Source organism: Mesotoga sp. UBA5825 (assembly GCF_002432955.1).
Taxonomy (GTDB): domain Bacteria; phylum Thermotogota; class Thermotogae; order Petrotogales; family Kosmotogaceae; genus Mesotoga.
Window position 1 is genome coordinate 21,335 of record NZ_DJHG01000099.1, and the last position, 20,827, is coordinate 42,161.

12 protein-coding genes are annotated in these 20,827 nt (G+C 44.8%); 3 read left to right on the forward strand and 9 right to left on the reverse strand.

From position 1 onward, the window contains the following. From B3N33_RS09960 to B3N33_RS09970, 3 genes are read left to right on the forward strand one after another with little or no spacing between them, the layout of a single operon-like run. On the forward strand, positions 1-720 hold the full coding sequence (locus B3N33_RS09960) for a PHP domain-containing protein (protein ID WP_292593227.1): 720 nt from the start codon (positions 1-3) through the stop codon (positions 718-720). Further along, positions 711-1,274: an ATP-binding protein gene (locus tag B3N33_RS09965; RefSeq protein WP_292590342.1), complete on the forward strand. Its 564-nt coding sequence runs from the start codon at positions 711-713 to the stop codon at positions 1,272-1,274. The genes B3N33_RS09960 and B3N33_RS09965 overlap by 10 nt, the downstream gene beginning before the upstream one ends. Then, positions 1,264-3,735 carry a POTRA domain-containing protein gene (locus tag B3N33_RS09970; protein WP_292590343.1) on the forward strand — a complete coding sequence of 824 codons (2,472 nt, stop codon included), beginning with the start codon at positions 1,264-1,266 and terminating at the stop codon, positions 3,733-3,735. Before B3N33_RS09965 ends, B3N33_RS09970 begins: the two co-directional genes overlap by 11 nt. Positions 3,736-3,788: 53 nt before the next feature. Here the strand turns inward: B3N33_RS09970 and B3N33_RS09975 are convergent, their stop codons facing one another. The 9 genes from B3N33_RS09975 to B3N33_RS10015 all read right to left on the reverse strand — a co-directional run bounded on the left by B3N33_RS09975 (position 3,789) and on the right by B3N33_RS10015 (position 20,821). Beyond that, the gene (locus B3N33_RS09975) at positions 3,789-4,751 is read right to left on the reverse strand and encodes a histone deacetylase family protein (RefSeq protein ID WP_292590344.1); all 963 of its coding nucleotides are present in this window, start codon (positions 4,749-4,751) and stop codon (positions 3,789-3,791) included. Next, positions 4,748-5,209 (reverse strand): ribose 5-phosphate isomerase B, encoded by a 462-nt coding sequence (rpiB, locus tag B3N33_RS09980; RefSeq protein WP_292590346.1) that lies wholly within the window; start codon positions 5,207-5,209, stop codon positions 4,748-4,750. Before rpiB ends, B3N33_RS09975 begins: the two co-directional genes overlap by 4 nt. A 26-nt stretch (positions 5,210-5,235) precedes the next feature. Then, positions 5,236-5,862 (reverse strand): transcriptional repressor LexA, encoded by a 627-nt coding sequence (gene lexA / locus B3N33_RS09985; protein WP_099828772.1) that lies wholly within the window; start codon positions 5,860-5,862, stop codon positions 5,236-5,238. A 31-nt stretch (positions 5,863-5,893) separates the two neighbouring features. After that, positions 5,894-8,320: a DNA gyrase subunit A gene (gene gyrA, locus B3N33_RS09990; RefSeq protein WP_214079209.1), complete on the reverse strand. Its 2,427-nt coding sequence runs from the start codon at positions 8,318-8,320 to the stop codon at positions 5,894-5,896. 22 nt (positions 8,321-8,342) lie between these two features. Next, positions 8,343-10,256, reverse strand: a complete 1,914-nt coding sequence (gene metG / locus B3N33_RS09995; RefSeq protein WP_292593229.1) for a methionine--tRNA ligase — start codon at positions 10,254-10,256, stop codon at positions 8,343-8,345. A 60-nt stretch (positions 10,257-10,316) separates the two neighbouring features. Beyond that, positions 10,317-13,091 carry an O-antigen ligase family protein gene (locus B3N33_RS10000; RefSeq protein ID WP_292590350.1) on the reverse strand — a complete coding sequence of 925 codons (2,775 nt, stop codon included), beginning with the start codon at positions 13,089-13,091 and terminating at the stop codon, positions 10,317-10,319. A gap of 102 nt (positions 13,092-13,193) precedes the next feature. Next, positions 13,194-15,404, reverse strand: coding sequence for a GumC family protein (locus B3N33_RS10005; protein WP_292590351.1), 2,211 nt, complete (start codon positions 15,402-15,404; stop codon positions 13,194-13,196). Positions 15,405-15,418: 14 nt separating this feature from the next. Then, positions 15,419-16,081: a CpsB/CapC family capsule biosynthesis tyrosine phosphatase gene (locus B3N33_RS10010; RefSeq protein ID WP_214060328.1), complete on the reverse strand. Its 663-nt coding sequence runs from the start codon at positions 16,079-16,081 to the stop codon at positions 15,419-15,421. A 12-nt stretch (positions 16,082-16,093) separates the two neighbouring features. Next, entirely contained in the window at positions 16,094-20,821 is a 4,728-nt protein-coding gene (locus B3N33_RS10015; RefSeq protein WP_292590353.1) for an SLBB domain-containing protein, read from the reverse strand. Positions 20,822-20,827: the final 6 nt, after the last annotated feature.

Sequence of the window (20,827 nt, forward strand, 5' to 3'; positions counted from 1 at the left end):
TTGCAGTTTCTTTGTGACTTTCACATTCATAGCTGTCTCTCTCCATGTGCCGAAATTACAATGACGCCAGGCGAGATTGCAAAAGTATGTGTATCAAGAGGGATCGATTGGATTGCTATTACGGATCATAACAGTGCGGGTAACGTTAGAGTTTTCAGCAGTGTTCTTCAAGAAGTGGGGGTTTCCGTGATCCCCGGCGTAGAAGTACACACACTTGAGGATGTTCACGTATTAGCATATTTTCCAGATGTTTCGTCAGCAGAAGGGTATTCTGCATTTCTTAAGAGAGAGAAGCTTCCGATAGTTACGATAGACCCTGAGATATCTGGTTATCAGTTGTTGGTTGATGAGAATGATTCTTTTGTAGGTATGGAGGAAATCTGGCTTGGACAGCCAGCTTCTCTGAGCATTTCTGAGACTCTTAAGACTGTAGAAGAGAATGGTGGGATTTCAGTAATGGCTCATATTGATAGGAAAATGGGTCTCATTGTGCAGCTCGGACTTGTACCAGAAGAATGTATAGAAGTGCCCATGGAGATTTCTTTTGAACGGACTCTGAAGCGGGGGCTGCAGACGAAAAACATTATACATTCAAGTGATGCACACAGTTTAGACCTAATCAAGCCCACGGTGTCAATTTCGGCCAGCACAAGAAGCTTCGAGGAGTTCAAAGCTGCGATTTTTTCCTCAGGAAGGGCGTTGAGTATAATATGGGACTGAGAACAATCTGCGACCATATACTGGATATTGCTCAGAACTCAGTAGATTCTGGAACAAAAACAGCGAAGTTAACGATCGAAGAAAGGAAGGAAGAGACTCTCTTTTTCTCGGTTGTGGATTGGGGTAAGGGGATTAATGCTCAATCTTTGGAAGCAGTCATGGATCCTTTCTATACGGAAAAGAAAAAGAAAGTCAAGTTCGGATTAGGCTTGCCGATGTTGAAGTTTGCAGCTGAATCTACGGGAGGCAACTTCGAAATTCGTTCAGAGCCTGGGATTGGTACAGAGGTTAGCGCACTGTTCATTCTTTCAAGTGTCGACTGCCAGCCTGTAGGTGATGTCCCATCGACTCTATTTGCTGTGATTACTATGAAAGAAAATGTAGACTGGACAATAGAGAGAGTTCTAGATGAAGATGGTTATTCTTTCTCCTCGGCTCAATTCAGAGAAGTTCTGGGGAACGACTGTTTCGTTTTTCCAGTCAAAATGAAGATGATTCTTGAAATTCTTCAGGAGGCAGAAATTTCATTGGGAGGTTTATCGGATGTCCATTAGAAGATTATCGATTATTCTCAGTATGCTTTTGCTATGTGGGTTTGGTTTGGCAAGCATCGTTCCGTCAAGGATCGCTGTTCTTGACAACAGAGTGATCTCAGACAACGAAGTTCTAGAGATTCTGAACATTCAGCGTGGAAAGGAAATAAGCGGTTCTGAACTTGAAGAGGCGATAGAGAGAGTGAAGAACAGTGGTTACTTTTCCGATGTTTATCACAGCTTCGATGAAGCATCCAGACTTCTGACAGTTCAGGTCAAAGAGTACCCTGTTGTAGAGGTTTCAGTTGTTTTCGACGGTCCGAAAATCGTTGAAACATCTCTACTCGAAGCTGCTTCAGTTATCAAGAGTGGCAAACCTATGAATCCTTCAAGGTTGATGTATGATATTCCCTTAACCCTAGAAGCAATAGAGAGCAAACTGGCTGAAAGCGGTTATATAGAACCGTTTGTACGGGTAGAGTGGGAGACCGATAAAGACAGAGCCGACATTTTTTCAGGTAATGTTACTGATAAGGTGAAGGTCACTTTTACAGTTAAAATCTCTTTCCTGTGGGAGCTTTCGATCGATGCTCCAATATCGGATGAAGCTAAATCCTATCTCCTTAGTAGATTGGAGATAGATTATTTGAAAAAGTATTACGATACTTCGATCCTGATTAGATGGGTCAATTCTAAGAAAAAGTATGTTCCAAGAGTCGAAGACATTAACAGAGTCGTTCAGACGATTTACTCCACTTATTATGCTAATTCAAACGGACAGTGGGGATTCGATGACAGAACTTATCAGGCGATGATCGTGACATTGAATAACGCCCTGAAAAGCGTGAGACAGGTGACGCTTCCCGATGAAGTTAGGGAAAGCAGCGCATTATCAATGAGTATCACTTTCACGCCGATAGAGTATGTAAAATCGGGATTCGAATTGAGAAGTGTCTTTATTGAGGGGAGCGTTAACTTGCAGAAAGGAGAAATCCTTAGACAGACCGGTCTTGCTGAAGGTCAGATGGTTGACAACGAGATTGCGACAAAGGCAATTCAGGCAGTTCAAGACTTATACACCGATAGGGGTTATCCCTTTATGAGAATTGAGCCGGTAATTGATGAAAAAATCGGCTTCTTCAGTCTGAAGATAACTGAGCCTTTGGTGAGAGATGTAACAGTTGAATTTGATGGTCCAAAGAAGACTCAGGATTATCTCATCAATGACAAAATCGTCATTGAGAAGGGTAAGGTTTTGTCCTTGGATGAGCTTAGAAACACATATGCCTTCCTAAACAACACAGGTTACTTCTCGAAAGTGGATATTGCTCCTGTTCCTGTAGGTAGCGATGCATTGGATGTGAAGATCACACTTATGGAAACCGATAAAAACAACAGGATTGGTGGCGGCGGAGGATGGCAGAATGGTCTGAATCTTTATCTTGATCTCGGACTGCTCAATGTGTGGGGTTATGGTCAGAATATCTCAACTACGTTCAGTGTTACCGTTCCAATGCCCAACAACAAAGAAGTTTTTGTGACTGAAGGAGCCACGGAAACAACAACGAGAAGACCTGCCTTTGATGCCACTGTAGGCTATTCGATTCCCAAGATCGGTGGTTCCAGGCTTGACTTGGACACGGCCTTCAGACTGAAATTTACTGGATTTACGACAACAATCGATTCCACCGATACCATAGTAACCAAAGCTTCTCAGGATACAGAGTTCATGTTCTCATTTACTCCAAGTTACAAGCTGTCACCCGGACAGAAAATTGGGTTCACTGCGGGGTATGAGTATATTATGTCAGAGAGCAAGGTTTCTACAGAGACCAAGCCTGCGACTGGCGACGATACTGGGAGCGTCTCGGAAAGCTTTGACGGGCTGTTTACTGGGATAAGTTATCAGCTCTCTACCCGAGATGACATCCTAAGGCCGACAATGGGAAGTGAGTATCTTGCCGGCCTCACTGCTAGAGGTATCCTTGGGAAGGACGACAAACTGTTCCTTTCGGGATATGCAGAGTACAAGAATTTCATGTCAATAGGAGATCCAGTTCTTGGCTTCAGAATAAGAACGCAGCAGCTTTTCCCGCTCTCTTCAAACGGTGTCTTCAGAAACTATCTGTTTAGCCCGGACTCTCTCATTAGGGTAAGGGGTTCTCAGAGCATCGGTCAGAATTCCTACGGTGTAACTGTCGGTTCTGCCCAGCTGAGATATCCGTTGACACCGGAAACATCGTCAATACCTGTTGACATAGTTGGGTTCGGCGACTTGCTTTTCTATCGGAACAGTTCGGGCGGGGACATAATCGGAGGAAATTTTCTTGCTGACTTTGGTCTTTGCATAGATATATCAATTCCAATGATTGGGTTGGTTCGTCTTGGTTACGGATACAACACGAGCCTTGCTGAACAGAATTCCAAGTATGGCAAGCCGTATTATGGAACTCCCTTCTTTGGTTTTGGGCCTGCATTCTAAGAAGATAAAGAAAGCGCGGCTTTAGCCGCGCTTTCTTTATTGGTGAGTCAAGGTTAAACTACTGCAGTCAAAAAGTTAAGCACAGATTCTGAGTTCGCAACAGGGTTGTAGCCACCCTCCTGTACAATAAGCTTTTGAACATCAACTTCCTGTATGAGTTTCCCCATCATTGAGAAGTCCTCATTGTTCAAACTGAAATGGCCTATCCCGTCGTCTTTGTGGCTGTCAACTCCAAGAGAAATAATAAGCAAGTCAGGGGAAAAATCATCGATTTCCTGAAGTGCTTTCGAAAGAGTTCGCATGTATTCAGGTCCCTCTGTGCCACCCGGAAGAGGGAAATTCATGTTGAAGCCTTCGCCCGAATCGGAACCAATCTCCCAAGAGTTGCCGCTTATCCAGGGGTAGAATATCTTTGGATCGCCATGAATGGAGACATAGAATACCGTGTCGTCGTAGTAGAAGATCTCCTGAGTTCCGTTTCCGTGATGGAAATCGACGTCAAGAATTGCAACGAAGCCTCTAGTGTGTTTTTGGTAGTATCGCGCGGCAATTGCTGCATTGTTGAAGTAGCAGTATCCTCCACCAGTCGATATACCGGCATGATGTCCTGGGGGTCGGCAAAGAGCATAGGAAACACTCTCACTGTCGAGGATTGAATCGACGGCGTTTAAGGCTGTGGAAACGGCAGCAAGCCCTCCAACATAGCAACCCGAGGTGACCGGCGTGCCAGTATCGAAGAGTTTGTCATATCCAAAGACCTCGGGGAAGTACTCTCTGTCTCTTGATACTGAGAGACTCTTTTCTCTTAACCATTCAACGTATTCTGGTGTATGCACCTGATAAAGATGAGAACAGTGGTAATCCCTTGGTTCCCTAATACGAAAGCCCGCGGTCTCCAGCGTGCTGCGGATTGCCTCTATCCTTTCAGGTTTGTCCGGATTTTCGATCCAAAGACCGTCTTCCAGTTCTTTCATAGGTAGATGAAAGAGATGTCTTCTGTCATAGTAAGTTATCAATTTCCATTCACCCTGTCCCCGGAAGGTCCAGTCTCAAGCTTGTCCACTCTGACCTGGTGACGTCCGCCCTCTTCAGTTGAAGTGAGAAAAGCTTCCACTATCCAACCGGCGAGTTCGCTGCCTATCAACCTTCCACCCAGCACGAGAACGTTAGCGTGGTTGTGTCTTCTGGCAAGTTCGGCCATTTCCGGAAATAGACAAAGAGCAGCGCGAACACCCCGATATTTGTTTGCGGCAATCGACATGCCAATTCCAGTCCCACATAGTAAAACACCGAAGTCGGAGTCTCCGGTGGTTACCGACTTACATACCTTATCAGCATAGTCTGGGTAATCAACAGATCGTTCACCAGATTCAGGACCGAAGTCGACCACTGAATGCCCCTTTTCTCTGATGTAGTTTACAACGAAATCTTTGAGCTGATAGGCAGCGTGATCAGAAGCAACTGCGATTTTCATGTTCATACTCCTTAGAAATGGCTTTGCTATTTGTACCAGCGGAGTACACCGGAAAGCCGTCCCTGGATTTTCACCCTGTTTGCTTCAACGACAATTGGAAGCATCTCCGGGTTTGAAGGCACCAGCCTAATCTTAGGTCCCTCGTTCTCATATCTCTTAAGGGTAGCATACTCGTCGTCTATTAGGGCCACAACAATATCACCGTTATTAGCCCATTCCTGTTTTCTAATGATAACAAAGTCACCGCTCATGATATGAGAGTCAATCATGCTGTTTCCGGTTACTTTCAGCATGTAGTATTCAAAACCTCTTCTTATCATCCACAAAGGAACAGGAATTTTCTCTTCCTCAGTCTGGACAGCTTGGACAGCCTCACCCGCTGCTACGTTACCAATAACAGGGAGCATGACAACATCTTCGCCAGGTTCAAGCGATGAGCCGTCAGGACTCTTCAAGACTCTTATTCCTCGAGAAACGCCGGTTCTTTCAATGTAACCCTTCTTCTCAAGTGACTCAAGATGCTTTGCCACTCCCCTTGGAGAAGATATTTCAAAGTCTCTGCAGATATCTCTTATGCTAGGCGGGTAACCATAGAGCTTAATGAAATTCTCAATGTACTCCAGGATCTTCTTTTGTTTCTCGGTCAGAGTCAATTCATTACACCCCCTATTCTTGGCTGGGTTACTAATCAACGACAACTGCCATCGTAGCGACGGTATCGTTTTCTTTTAGGTCCACTATCCTAACTCCCTTGGTTATTCTTCCGGTCGGTCTAACTTGTGAGATAGGAATTCTTATTGACATGCCCAACTTGGTCGCAAGAATAATCTCGTCTTCGCTGGTCACTACGAGAGTTCCGACAACAGGACCGATCTTCTCGAGTCCGTAGATGTTCTTTACACCCATGCCTCCACGATTCTGGCATCTATACTCGGAAATGCAGGTTCTCTTTCCTCCTCCCTTTTCTGTAGTTGTCAGGAGGAATCTTTTGTCGTCAGCAGAAACGATGCTGGCTCCAACGACCTCGTCATTCTTCTTCAGTCTTATGCCCATAACTCCTGCTGCTCCTCTTCCCATTGCACGTACCTGTACAAGCGGAAATCTAGTTACCATACCGTTCCTTGTTGAAATAATAATGGTATCATCTTCCCTTGATGCAAGTGAAGCATCTATCACCCTATCGTTCTCGTTCAAACCGATTGCCCTAATTCCAGATACCCTCACATTCAGGAAGGCCTCGAATACCGTCTTCTTGATCTTGCCAGATCTAGTGGTAATAACCAGATGCTTTCCTTGAACCTCTTCCTTTCTCGTTGAAAGGACTGCCTGTACGTTCTCATCGGGATCGATCTTGATGTAGTTGGCGAGAAGCTTTCCCTTTGAGTCTCTCGAAGAGTGATCGATGATGTGGTTGCTAAGTACGTATGCTTTTCCCTTTGATGTGATGATAACTGTCTTGCTAAGCCTGGTTGTTGTAAGAATGTTGACAACGAAATCCTCTTCGCCCGTTCTTACTCCGATGACGCCTTTGCCACCACGCCCTTGCTTTCTGTAACTTTCAAGAGGTGTAGATTTTATGTACCCCTTCTTTGTTACCATCAAGACGATCTCTTCATCCGGAATCATGTCTTCGATGTCAAAATCCCTTCCATTGCCCAAATCAATCCTAGTGCGTCTAGCATCTCCGTACTTGGTCTTTATTTCATCGAGCTCCTTAACAATGATCTCATAGACCTTTTCATCACTTCCTAGAATCAATCTGTACTCGTTGATCTTGGCTACCAAATCCCTGTACTCACCGAGAAGCTTCTCGATTTCCATTCCTGTAAGCTTACCCATTCGCATGTCTAGAATCGCGGCGCTTTGCTCCTCAGTTACTTCAAGTGTTTCCATCAGATTCCTGGATGCCTCTTCCGTATTAGCCGAATTCCTTATTATGTCTACAACTGTATCAATAGATCTTGTCGCCTTCGTCAGCCCCTCTACAATGTGAGCTCTTCTGGATGCTTGCTCAAGATCGTATTCAGTCTTTGCTCTAATTACATTGAACCGGTGAAAAAGAAAGCCCTGAAGTATTTGCTTAAGATTCATTACTCTTGGGCGCTTCTTCTCGTCGATAACCAGCATGTTCACGCTAAAGGTTGTTTGAAGCTGTGTATGCTTGAAAAGAAGATTAAGGACTACGTTAGGATCGGCACCGCGTTTCAGTTCAATAACTACCCTGAGCCCTTTTTGATCGGACTCATCCCTTATGTTTCTTATCTGAAGGTCGCGGTGGTTCTGAGTTGCGCTAACTATCTGCTGAATTAGATCTGCCTTCGATGTGTTGTAAGGTATCTCATGGACAACTATTTGAGGACTTCCACCTGACTCTTCAATCTCGGCAATAGCTCTAACGGTGATTCTTCCTTTCCCCTCCTCATATATTGAAGGGATGGATCCAGCATCCATTATCATTCCGCCAGTAGGAAAATCCGGTCCCTTCACGAATTTCAAGAGATCGGAAACCGTACAATCTGGATCCTTTATCAGCAGATTTAGGGAATCAACGATTTCGATTAGGTTGTGTGGTGGTATGCTCGTCATCATTCCCACGGCAATTCCAGAAGTGCCATTCAGGAGTAGGTTTGGGATTTTCGTAGGAAGCACATCAGGTTCTGAAAGAGACCCATCGAAATTCGGCATCATCGGTACGGTGCTCTTATCGATGTCCTGAAGCAATTCTTCTGCAAGAGTTTGCATTCGTGCTTCGGTATACCTCATTGCAGCAGGAGGATCTCTATCGACTGATCCGAAGTTGCCCTGCCCTTCGACAAGAGGATAACGCATAGAGAATGGTTGAGCCATTCTCACTAGAGCGTCGTAAATGGCAGCATCGCCGTGGGGATGGAACTTTCCCATGACTTCTCCGACTATACGAGCGCTTTTCTTGAAACTCTGATTATGGCGAAGACCCAATTCCGACATCCCGAAAAGAATCCTTCTCTGAACAGGTTTCAGACCATCGCGCAGATCCGGAATCGCTCTCCCTACTATAACGCTCATAGAGTAGAGCATGTATGAATTAATCAGTTCATCATCAATATTCTTGTGGATAATTTCTTCGGGCAAAGACTTATTCCTCCTCTACTTGTCATGAGACTTTGGCGCCTGGAAGCAGATCCTTATGAACAGTTAGCAGTGAAAGCGCATTTCCTATCTTTGCGGCAAGAAGCATCCCGTTTGACTCAATCCCCATCAGTTTTGCAGGTTGAAGATTAGCGACCACCACCACCTTCAGACCGACCAATTCTTCCGGGCTGTAGAATTGAGCGATTCCAGCTACGACCTGCCGCTTGCCAAGTTCACCTAGATCGAGCTGCAACTTGACAAGTTTCTTGGATTTCGGAACGTTCTCCGCCTCAATTACAGCCGCCACCCTAAGTTCAACCCTGGTGAATTCGTCGATTGATATTAGAACGTTATTTTCAGTTTCGGGCTTAGTATCCTGACCGTTCAAATCTGTCACCTTCTTATGTTTTTCTATGTCAATTCTCGGAAAAATCGGTTCACCGTGACTGACTCTACTTCCAGAATACGGATCGGCCCAGTCAAGGTCTTGAAGAGTCATTCTCGACTCAATACCTAATCGTTTTCGAATCTCCTTTGCAGTATTGAACATAACCGGTTCAATCATTAACGACACATTTCCAAGAACACAAACAAGATTGTGCAGGACAGTGTCTAGTCTCTTTTTCTTTTCGTTGTCTTTCCCGAGCTTCCATGGCTCAGTCAGATCGATGTATTTGTTACCATATCTTATGAGTTCCCAGACACTTTCAAGTGCCTGTGTGAACCTGAGTCTATCCATTGAGTCCACATATGTGGAAAAGGTGCTTTCCGAAAGCTCTTTAAGGGACTCATCAACCATCTCTTCTACGCCTCTTTCAGGAACAACTCCGTCATTGAACTTCTGAATCATAACGACTGTTCTATGCAGAAGATTACCCAGATCGTTTGCAAGATCTGCGTTGATCCTGCCAATAAGGTTGTCTTCGGAAAAGTCGCCATCGCGACCAAACTGGATGTCCCTTAGGAGGTAGTATCTCAGAGCGTCGTTACCGTAAACCTTGACAAAGGTCATCGGACTTATCGCGTTTCCCAATGACTTGGAGATCTTCTGACCATTAATTGTTAGCCATCCGTGGGCATAAACCTGCTTAGGCAAAGAGATTCCAGCAGACATAAGCATAGCTGGCCAAATAATCGAGTGAAAACGATTTATCTCCTTTCCAATCAGATGCACATCGGCGGGCCAATACCGTTCAAAGGAGTCGTGATCATTCGGGAACTCGATTGCACTCAAGTAGTTTATCAGCGCGTCCACCCAAACATAAATCACGTGTTCTGGATCGTCAGGCATCGGTACCCCCCAATTGAAAGACGTTCTCGTTATACTTAAATCCTTCAGCCCGGATTCGAGAATTTTCAGCATTTCATTTCTTCTAAAATCCGGTTGGACAAATTCAGGGTTCTCTTTGTAGAGTTTGAGAAGAGGATCATTGTACTTAGAAAGTCTAAAAAAGTAGTTCTCTTCACTCACCCATTTCACTTCGCGACCACATTCTGGGCAAGTCTTTCCTTCCTTCAGATCTTCCTCATTCCAGAAAGTTTCATCTGGTATGCAGTACCACCCTTCATATCTCCCCTTATAAATATCACCGTTTTCCTTTAGTCGTGAAACGAATTCCTGCACGGCTCTCATGTGATTCTCATCAGTAGTTCTCACGAACCCATCGTTCGTCAATTCAAGATCTTTCCAGAGCTTTCTAAATTTGGCGGCCATTATATTGNNATTGCAGTATTCCTGAGCATTGATATTTCTCGTTAGCGCTTCATTCAAGACCTTTTGACCGTGCTCATCGGTGCCAGTGAGGAAGAATACTTCATAGCCGGAGAGTCTCCTGTATCTGGCAATTACATCTGCAATTATTGTAGTATAGGCAGAGCCAATGTGAGGCTCACTATTTATGTAGTATATTGGCGTGGTAACATAGAACTTCTTCACAGGACACCTCCAGAAGTATTATATCATTTACCTAGCTAAATGTATACCAGGGAAAATCACTCAAAGCGTTTCGAAGAGCGAGATTAAGCTTTGTATCTGATCAACGGTTTTCTCTGGAAGATTGGGCGTCTTCTCAATCAGATCCCTATTTAGATTGACCACTCTTTCGTAAATATTTTTCAGATTTTGCTCGAAGCTACTTAATTCTTCTCCAGATAGATTTGATCTGCCCCACTGTACTGCGAATTGCAGTGTTTCGTCTGGAGTTGCCGGTCCCATGTTCTCACAGGCCCATACGTGTTTCCGGACAACCTCAAGTATCTTCAGTTTCTGTGCATCTATAGAATCAACAATCGAGGGTATTGAGTTCAAATATTCAATGTAGATGTCCTCCCAGTCCGGGTATCTGTTCCATGTGCCGGGAAGAAGAGTGATCGCAAGATCAAACCAGTAAGTTGCTCGATCACCACTTTCGTATACCAGATCTATGATTATCTGCCTGAACTCTCCGCTTTCTCCAAAGGCAGAGACCACAGTGCTTTCTCTAGAATTGATGAAGTTGAAGTACTTCTTGAGTTCGCTATTCAAGCTTGTGTATAGGCGGCCAAGAATCCTTGGCGTCTGGCGCTCGCTGAACAGTATAACAGATGATTCATAGTAGTCGGCAGCATCGAGTATCATCTGAATCTGTGTAATGAAGTAAAGCTGTAAGCCCGACACAAGTTCAGGATTGTCGAAAACCGAAGCGTGCTTCTGGAAGAACTCAGCGAACGGAAGAGTTCTAATGCTTGTTCTATGAACCGGAATTATTTCGGGATCTCCCTTGAACTCAAGTATTATGTCAGAGGAATACTCATCCTTCCCTGTTAGAATCGATTTCATGAGCTCCGGGTTGTCTCTCGCTGTCTCAAGTCGCTGTGCCTTTGTTCCCAGGCCTGCAATATACCATAAGGGTTTGCCAAATACGGGATACAGTCTGTTTGAAAGTTTGAAATCGGCTAATGCCTTATCATAGAACTCCGCCGCCTTGGAAATATAGAAGTTGTACTGGTTTATTCGATTGTTTATCTCATCCAATAGTTTTCTGATCTCGCTCTGTCTCTCTTTTTCAGCTAGCTCAAGAAGATCGATTTGATTGGCGCCAGGATACTTCGATCGGATCTCGCTTCCCTTCACATTCATATAACTCGCGACATCTTGCAGGTGAGCGTAGTTGCCAGAGAAAGTGCTGATCTCATTCTTGATTTGCTGAAGAGCACTTAGATTGATGTTCTGTGCTTGATTATAGTAAGCAAGATAATACTGCTGGTTAGTTTGTCCAATTCTGAAGAAGCCCTCTCCAAGAAACGCCGACGTCTTCAGGAAGATCAGTACGGCGGCTATAGCGAACAAGGCAATCACAGCAGGAACTCTTGGAAGCTTTCTTTCCTTCAGATCTGGATTGAAGTACTTTCCAACGGCGATAGATCCCAAAAAGATGGCCAGCATAAGATTTGGCTGCATGTGGAGAGGAAATTCAAAGAAACTGTGAACTGCCAGGGAAAATATTCCCGCTCCCAGGGAGCCATAAAGCAGCAGATCCCTCTTATTGTCTATTCTGAACAAGTTTTTTACGTACCTGAAGACCAGTAGGCCGACCATCAATACAATGAAGAGGAGGCCGATGATTCCCATCTCTCCCAGACCCTGGACGTAGTCGTTGTGAGTCCTCTTGAAATTATTCCATACAGGCATGAAGTCAGGACTATGGTTAAGTACTTGAGGACTGTATAAGAGATGATACAGCTGAAACGTTCCGATTCCACTCCCGAAAGGAATTCTCAGCTTATTGGTATCATCGAGCCACTGGAAAAGCGAGTTGTACCATGCTGAGAACCTCTCTTTCCACGATCCAGAGGAAGTTAATACATATTCAAGTCTGGCAGTGATATTGATTTTTCCGTCGCCGGTCAGGGGAGATGGTGTGAGATAAAGATATGACAATACGGCTATGATTACTAGAGCCAACAGAAGAAAGATGAGTGAGAGTCTTTTCAACTTCTTCTCTTCAGAGGTTTCCAGAGCTTCTGGCTTCTTTCCTTTCCTCAAGAAGAAGTACAATAGCAAGAATAGTAGATTGCCTATGAATATCGCAGTTATTACCGTTCTCGTCTGTGATACAAATACAGAGGCTACCATCGGAATCAAGAATACCAGCATGATTATCTTAAGGATAAGTTGACTTCTTGCACTCTTGAACAGAATCCCGAGTGGTCTTCTGGAGATCAGGAAATAGAAGATCATAGGAATTGTCATGCCCATGTAATCAGAGACGAAATTCGGGTTTCCAATAGTCGATCTAGCGGAGGCTCTTGCAAAAGGTTCTCCGACCTTGCCTAGAAAAATGTCAAATCCCAGGTAGAAGTTAAGGAGTGCATCAGCTGCGACAACGGCTGCTCCAATCAAGAAGAACAGCATAATTACTTCAATCTTCTCGACGGAGTCCCATTTACTGGAAATATAGATCGCGGTGAAGGAAAGGAACACAACATAAAGAGCAATCTCCAAAGAGTACCTGAAGTACTGAGGATTGTCCATCGAAACCACAATCAACGAGAGTAAGGCAGCGATTCCGATTCCGAAAAAGGCCAGATGTACGTACCCAAACCGCATCAAAACCTCTCTCTTCCTAATAAACACAGAAAGGAAGATTACTGTGAATCCGACAACGTAGAAGAGATGTTTTCCGGTTGAAGGCTCGTGTGTGAATCCCTTGGTGACAAACAAAGGAATAAACAGAGTCAGAATCAGATAAACAATGGTTTCGAAGTCTATTAGGTGTTTCTTCTCCGTCATTAAGACCACCTCGAAAAATGAGATTAGAATTCTACAAAGAGATACCTTCTCAATATGTTGTCTTCATAGCTTGCCAAAAAGCAACGTTATTGCCTGAAACATCTACTTGCTGGTCCTCTTCCTTCTCTTTTTTCTTTTTCCTTCTTCGTTGTAATAGTAATAGTAGTGGTAGTAATAGCTTGAATTCTTCTCATCTACTCCATTGACTATTACTCCAAGAATCTTCACTCCCACGGTCTTGAGATTCTCCACAACTATTCTCAAGCCATCTTTTATTGCCTTTCCGGGCCTAACAACTAGCACGATTCCGTCTAACTTGTTTCCCACCAAAGAAACGTCTGAAGTGACAACCGCCGGTGGCATATCTATCAGAACCCTGTCATATCTCTGCTTCAGTTCAGAAAGGAGAGTGTCGATCCTTTTCGACGAAAGGACTATTGTGGGATTCGGGGGAATGCTTCCCACCCCTATGAAATCCATGTTTTCAGCGTAGTTCTCGACAACTTCATCAATTGAGGCAGTTCCCATTATCACATCCACCGCGCCCTTGGTTCTCTTGCCAGCTTTAAGTATCTTTTCGACCCTGGGGCGACGCAGATCAAGGTCCAAGAGGACTACTCTTTGACCGCTGTTTGCCATTGAATAGGCGATATTTGCAATTACAAAACTCTTTCCCTCAGTAGGGAGAACCGATGTAACTGCCACTGTCTTTCCCTCGCCCATCGTGAAAGAGAGATTGCTTGCTGCAAGCTTTATCGATTCTGAAGAAGGGGCGGTCGGGTTTTTCTCGACATACATTTCTTCGCTTGTTCCTTCGATACTCGGAATTCTTCCGATTATCGGCTGCCTACTGAAACGTTCTATCTCTTCCTCTGTCTTGAGAGTTTTGTCGAGGTACTCGGCAAGAAAGACCATTAGCATTCCAAGAAAGATCCCCAAAACTCCTCCAATGGCCAGAGATAGTTTCTTGTTGGGTTTCACCGGCGACTGAGGCACGGTCGCGGGGTCGACAATTGCAGCGTTTCCAACTACGGCAGCTTCACTGATCTTTGCCTCCTCAAGTCTCTCCAGAAGCAAGGTGTAGAGGCTCTCTTTAACTGCTATCTGCCTCTCAAGATCGAGCAGCTGTTGCTCCTTTGCCGGCAGGTTTCTCAGTTCAGATTGATACTGGTCCCTCAAAAGACCGACTGCCTGAATCGAAGCTTGAAGGATTTGAAATCCTGCTTCTGAACTGATGACGCCAGTTATTATCTGCTGGTACGCAGGATTCAAGGTCATGCCCTGGCCTGAGATTATGAACTCGTTTTGAATCTGTTCTGCAATCAAACTCTCAGTCTTCGAAATCTCTGTGATTTTCGATCTCACTCTAGGGTCAGTTTTTGGATATTGCTCCTCCAGCGAAGCAAGCTCAACTTGAAGAGTTGCAAGGCTCTGTCTTAGACTGGTAAGCACGGGGTTTACGGAAAAACTCTCAGATGTTTGAACCCAAAGTGCCTTTATGCTCTTTGAATCAGTGCTGTCAAAATCGTCGAGCATACTCTGGTAAGTTTCGATTTCTGCTTTCTTCTCTTCAGCGGAGATCATCAGTTCGTTGTGTTGCTTGTCATAGTTGCTGAGCATTTGGAATAGTTGATCGGCATGCTTGTCGAGTACGTAGATGCCTGTTTCTTCTTTGAACTGCTTTATCTTATCGGTAGCCTCGTTCAGATCGCTCTCCAGAAGTGGGATCTGTGCCTCAATGAATTCACGTTTTCTTGTCAGGTCTCTTTTTGACAATTCTGCCAGTTTGGTATTGTAAACCTCGGCTAGGGTATTGGCGATATCCCTCGCAAGAACGGGGTCCTTGTTCTGAACTGAGACTCTGACAATCCTGGTATCCTTAACAGGTGAGACAGTTATCATTGATGAAATACTTCGCGTGAGTGAAGCTACTAGATCACGGTCCGAATAACCTTCCGATAGTAGCCGAGCCTTCGTCTCTTCTGAATATACTCTGTCGACCAACCCGAGCACTTCGATTATCTCTTCGATGTTCGTCCTGCTCTTAATAAGTTCAACTTCGGTAGAGATATTCGATCCCGAGCTCCCTGTAAGGGAACTACTAAAGAGATCCCCCACAGATGATTGAGAGGTTGGATCGACCTTGATGGTGACGCTGGCTTCATAAATTGGCGTAGCGAAAATGAGATAAACGCCTGTGACAACAACTACTGCAAGTACAATAGAAACGAAGAGAACCATTCGCTTCTTAAACATTCTAAAAATGTCTTCAAGAGTTAGTTCCCTATAATCGCTGCCCTCGAACTCGCTCACGAAAGCACCTCCATCTAGAGATAGTAATCGTTCAAAAAAAACCTACATCGATCATCGTGAAAATCTATGAAGAGTCTGTTGTCGCCAGACTTGTGTTTATCGCTTCCAATGATCTCGGCTATTCCCTCGTTGATAAGAACCCGAGTCTTGGGATTCTTGTCCAGACTGTTCCAGTTTACCTGAAAGAGAACTCCCATGTCTCTAAGCCTAAGTATATCGTCTGTAAGCTCTTGCTTGCCAAAAAACAACCCGCCTTTTTTGAAAAGGTATTCATAACGCTCAACATGAGCAAGTATTATTCTTAATCCCTTGACCTGCAGTTTTTCGATCACTTCAAACAGATAGTGAGGTCTTCGCTGCGTTGGAAGCTCCAATAGAACAGTGTCTGACCCACCCATAGTAATCAGATCGACGTCCAGTATCTCTGGTCTAAAGAATATCTCAGAGCCAAGCAAGACTTCAACTGAGTGAGAGTTCAGTTCAAAATGGTATTCGTTCCATCTCTTCACTATCTGTTCAGGATCCGAAGGACTCATCGGGGAAAAAAGGTGAGGTGTCAAGTAAAGTCTCTGAAGCCCCTTGAGCTTCATTTCTTCAAGGAGTGCCAGAGACTCCTCAATACTATCAACACCGTCATCCACTCCAGGGAGCAGATGGCAGTGAGAGTCGATATTCAATGCAGATCAACCTCACTTGAATATGCCGACGGCCGAATTCACTATGCTAAGCGATGAAGCAACAATCGACATGATGTCTTTGATGTTCACGATAGACGACTGGGGAACGAAAATGATGTTTCCCGGCGTCAAAGGAACGTTGCCTTTCGCAGGCTTCCCCTTCTGCTGATCAAGATCAAGTACCAGAGGCTGTTTGTCAGGGTCCTGGAACAGCAGCGCGTTACCTAAAACTGCATAGCTTGTGGGACCTCCCGCCTCGACGACCGCCTCGATTGCCGTTATGCCATCATAGAACCTTACAACTCCCGGTCTCTGCACTTCGCCAAAGACGTACACTCTGGCGGGTTCAGAATAAGGAACATATATCGTTGACCCCGGTGGGACAATCCTTCTGGTTAATGTGAGGAAATCTTCCGGGGTAGTAATCACTTCTTCAGTCTTTCCGGAATAAGAGATGAAGATTCTGCCCCTGGTTTCGAAGCTGGCAAGACCCCCTGCAAGACTCAGTAGTTCTGCAAGCGAAAGCTCCCCATATTCTGAAACAGAGAATATGCCTGGTGACTTGACGTCTCCTACGACAGTAACGAATGAATCATAGTTTCTTAGCGCAACAATGGTATCATCATCCTTAACATAGCTTCTAGCCAGTTCCTCGGTCTTCAGTGCATCTACCAGCTTTATTGTGCCATCGATTCCTACAAGACTGAGCGTAGTCACTGATTTGTCGAGTCCTCCAGCAACTGCAATCGCTGTCGCCAATGAAGGTTTTTCTCCGCTGATCTCGTACTTTCCAGGTCTTACTACATCGCCGAGCACTGTGATTGATATCAAAGATTTGCTCGACACATAAATGTATGAGTTGTCTGATAGAGGATCCCCTCGCTTTTGCAGAACCGATGCGGTGAACTCGCTGACGGATTTTCCATCATGAATTACTATCTTTCCAACCTGATTCTCGTCAACTATTCCGCCCGCTTTTGCTATTGCATCAGAAAGAGAATGGCTTTCATCTACGCTAAATGTGTAGAGGCCTGGATTGTTTACTGCACCCAGAACAGTTATCCTAATCACCTTTCTTGGAACGATAACCGTGCTTCCCGCTTCAATTACCGTGTCTCTACCTTCGTTCTTGACTTCAGCCAGACTAATCGGGAGAATCTCTCCGGAAGGCATAAGAATCCTAACTTGGTCTGAAGCAGTAATCTTCTCTCCTCCTGCTCTCGCAAGTGCTCTGAGAACAGTGATCTCCTCTTCGAAGGAAAACTCATACTTGCCAGGAGAATTCACCTCTCCGCTAACATAAACGTAGCGGTCATCTCCGGCAATATACACAGTCTGACCTGCCGACAAATGAATGTCTTCACCTTCAATTAGATCGAACCAGCGAATCTCTCTATCTTGATCTGTGATCTTTATATTCGAAGCGGCCCTATTTGTTAGACCGCCGGCCTTGGAAATGGCTAGCATCAGGCTAGGGGTCTCATTCTTGTAAAACTCGACGATTCCCGGGTTTCTAACTTCTCCAATTACATTCACTCTAACAGCCTCATAAACTGGTACATATACGAAGGACCCATCTTCAAGCGTAAGATCGAGGGCCTTTCCTAGTAGTATTGGGTCAACACTTACTGTGGAAGTTCTACCAAAGGGATCTGTTATCTGTATCTTGTTGCTGAGTGCAAGTGGCGTCATCCCGCCAGCTCTTGCAATTAGAGTAGTCAATGTAACTTTTTCTCCTGGTTCGAACTGAACTAATCCTGGGCTATTTACCGCACCAACCACAAATATCTGGCGGAGAACGTTGGGATACACGATTATCGATCCGGGTGAAAGTACCATGTCATTATCTTTGAGATCGGAGATCTGTCTTTCTCTTCTTGTTCCGTCGGGGAGAATCACAGTTACTCTACTGTTTGAGTCAAAATCAAGCAGGTTATGCTTTGCAAGGGCAGTTCTAAGGGTGATCTCCTCATTACTAGAAAAGTCAACTCTCCCGCCTTTTTCTCTTGAGATAACGTAAACGAACCGTTCTGAAGTCTCGGGCACGTATACTATTGAACCACTTGTTATCTGTGGATCAAGTGATATGCCCTTTATAACTGCCTGAAGGTCAAGTTTCTTGCGTTGGTCGGATTCAACTATTTCAACGTTTTTTGATAGAGGATCGATTAACCCTCCGGATATTGCTATTAGCTTTGTCAGGGTGGGATTCGGTTCTTCTCTGCTAATCAATTTGAGCCCAGGCTCCTTTACACCACCAAGAATGTACACATATCTTGATTCTATCTCGGGCACGAAGACTGTTGCTCCATCAGGAATAGACGGAGGGGTATCCTTCGATAGATCATCCATAGTATATACGGTTATTGAGGCTGCTCTCGAGTCAATTACTGTTATGCCGTATCTGTCAGCATAGTCATCAAAACCACCGGCAGCGGAAATCACGGTAGCCAGGTTGAAGGGGATACCGGGTTTCAGGGTGATTGTACCGGGGTTTCTTACTCGCCCAAGAACATTCGCCACGTTGCTTGCCTGCGGATAGAACACAACACTTCCTGTCTCAAGTTCCCAGTCAGTCTTTATTAGAGAACTGATAGGAATCCTTCTTTCGCCGCCGTCAGGAGATATCACTCTTATTTCCTTCTCTGAGGAAATCTCTACGAGATTTAGTTTCGCCAGAGCGTTTCTCAATGTGATCTTCTCTCCCGAAGAGAAGTCAACTTTGCCTCCGCTGTTGTCGGAGATAACGTACACGAATCTGTTGTCGATTCTTGGAACATAGATTAAATCGTCATACTCAATTTTTGGGTCTATTGAAAGACCTTTAAGAACTCTATCGAGATCGATGTCGATTATTTTCGTTCCTGAAAGAACCTGTACTGAAGAAATGTCGGCATTTTGCGAAAATCCTCCACCCGCGCTAATGGCTCTGGTTAAGAGAAGGTCATCTTCATCTAGCTCGATTTTTCCGGGTCTTCCCACTTCTCCAAACAAGTATACCCAAGTGCTGGTGTCAGGAACAATTACGATTGAGCCGGGTTCAAGGAAGTAATCCTTCTCTTCCAACTCCGAGGCAGGGATCTCTAGATTAGTACCGTTTGAACTAATAATCGAAATGGACTTGCTTGACTTGAAATTAAGGAGATTGATTCTGGCAAGGAGGTTTCTCAGGGTGAAGGCTTCATTCTCTTGAAAGTCGACTCTTCCTCCCTCTGTGGAAGAGACAACGTAGACAAATCGCTGTTCTTTCTCCCTAACAAGAACGATAGATTGCGGTTCTAGGACCAGAGAGCTTCTAGTGGCCTCTTCTATTGACAAGAGCCTTGTTCCATCTTTCATAAGAACCTCGACAAGTCCTGCCTTTTCACTAAGACCGCCTGACTTAGCAATTGCTCTACTGAGAGTGATTTCTTCGAAATTTGAAAAGGGTAGAGAGCCTGGGTTTCTAACCTCTCCAGTTACAAAGACCGTCTTCTCTCCGTGGGGCATAATAATCATCGAGCCTGCCTCGAGAAGCATATCCTCTTTTTCGATGGAGTCATAACGTTTTCCAGAAGGTTCAACTATCACGACAGAATCGAGACTAGATGGGTCGTATAGGTCTACCTTAACCAGAGCATTTACAAGAGTAAGATTCTCGTCGATGCTGAATTCTACTTTTCCGCCGAATGATGCTGAAGCGACATAGACGAACCTTTCTCGCAGACGAGGAACGAAGACCGTGTCACCCGGATTCAATTTCACGTCCTCGATTGAACCGCTCAAGAGCTTATCGACTTCAAAGGACTCAGGTACCGCGACGCCGCTTCTCAGAATGTACAATCCTTCTGATGCAGTTTGTCTTAGGCCGCCGGCCTCTCCAATTGCCTGTAGAAGGGTAAGTGTTTCACGGTATGGTAGCGATGTTGGGTTGTTGAACTCACCAAGAAGTTTCACGGATTTTGATGAAGAATCGTTTGCTATTACGATACTCCCGGCGGGGACTTCCGGGTCGCTTACTCTTCCAAATAGTATACTATTCAGGTTTATTGAGGATGAGTTGCCCTGGAATTCATCGCTAATGATCAGAATCTCTTCTTTGTCGGCCGTTTCGGCAAGGCCGCCCGACTTAGCAATAACCTGGGTTAACGTAATGCCTGGATTGAATTTCACTAGAGTAGGTGACCTGAACTCTCCCATAGTCAAGATCCATGCTTTTGTACCCGTTGGAACGTATAGGGTTGAACCTTCGGTAATCTTCTCCTTCAAAGCTTCGCCTGCCGACAAAATGGAAGACAGATCGACGTGCTTTCTGGTTCCATCCTTATAGACAACGAAGGCAGAAGAGAGATCTGCCCCATCCTGGAGCCCGCCAGCAAGGGCAAGAAGCTGAGAGATTCCGATCGTGCCTTCATGCCACTCTATCGCCCCTGGTTTGTTTACTTCCCCAAGGATGTAGAACATGAATGGTGCATATGATTTCACAGATACTGTAACCTGTGGTTTAGATGTAAGGATGCCCTGATTTAAGAACTGAGAAGAAAGCAAAGATTGGATTTCTTCGAGAGTCTTTCCCAGTAAAGCAATATTTCCTAGCGGTGGAATAGAAGCGGTACCGTCAGGACCAACAAGTACTTCGCTGGAAAGATCGCCTGAACCATAAACAGATATTGATAGCAGATCACCTGGTCTAACCGAGTATCCGAAAAGGGAAACTGTAATAACAAGCAATATTAGAAGCGGGATGATTCTCAAACGCATGTAACT

Coding starts and splice junctions, on each gene's coding strand:
- B3N33_RS09965 (WP_292590342.1), top strand. CDS start 711: ATGGGACTGAGAACAATCTGCGACCATATACTGGATATTGCTCAGAAC.
- B3N33_RS09970 (WP_292590343.1), top strand. CDS start 1,264: ATGTCCATTAGAAGATTATCGATTATTCTCAGTATGCTTTTGCTATGT.
- rpiB (WP_292590346.1), bottom strand. CDS start 5,209: ATGAAAATCGCAGTTGCTTCTGATCACGCTGCCTATCAGCTCAAAGAT.
- B3N33_RS10000 (WP_292590350.1), bottom strand. CDS start 13,091: ATGACGGAGAAGAAACACCTAATAGACTTCGAAACCATTGTTTATCTG.
- B3N33_RS10015 (WP_292590353.1), bottom strand. CDS start 20,821: ATGCGTTTGAGAATCATCCCGCTTCTAATATTGCTTGTTATTACAGTT.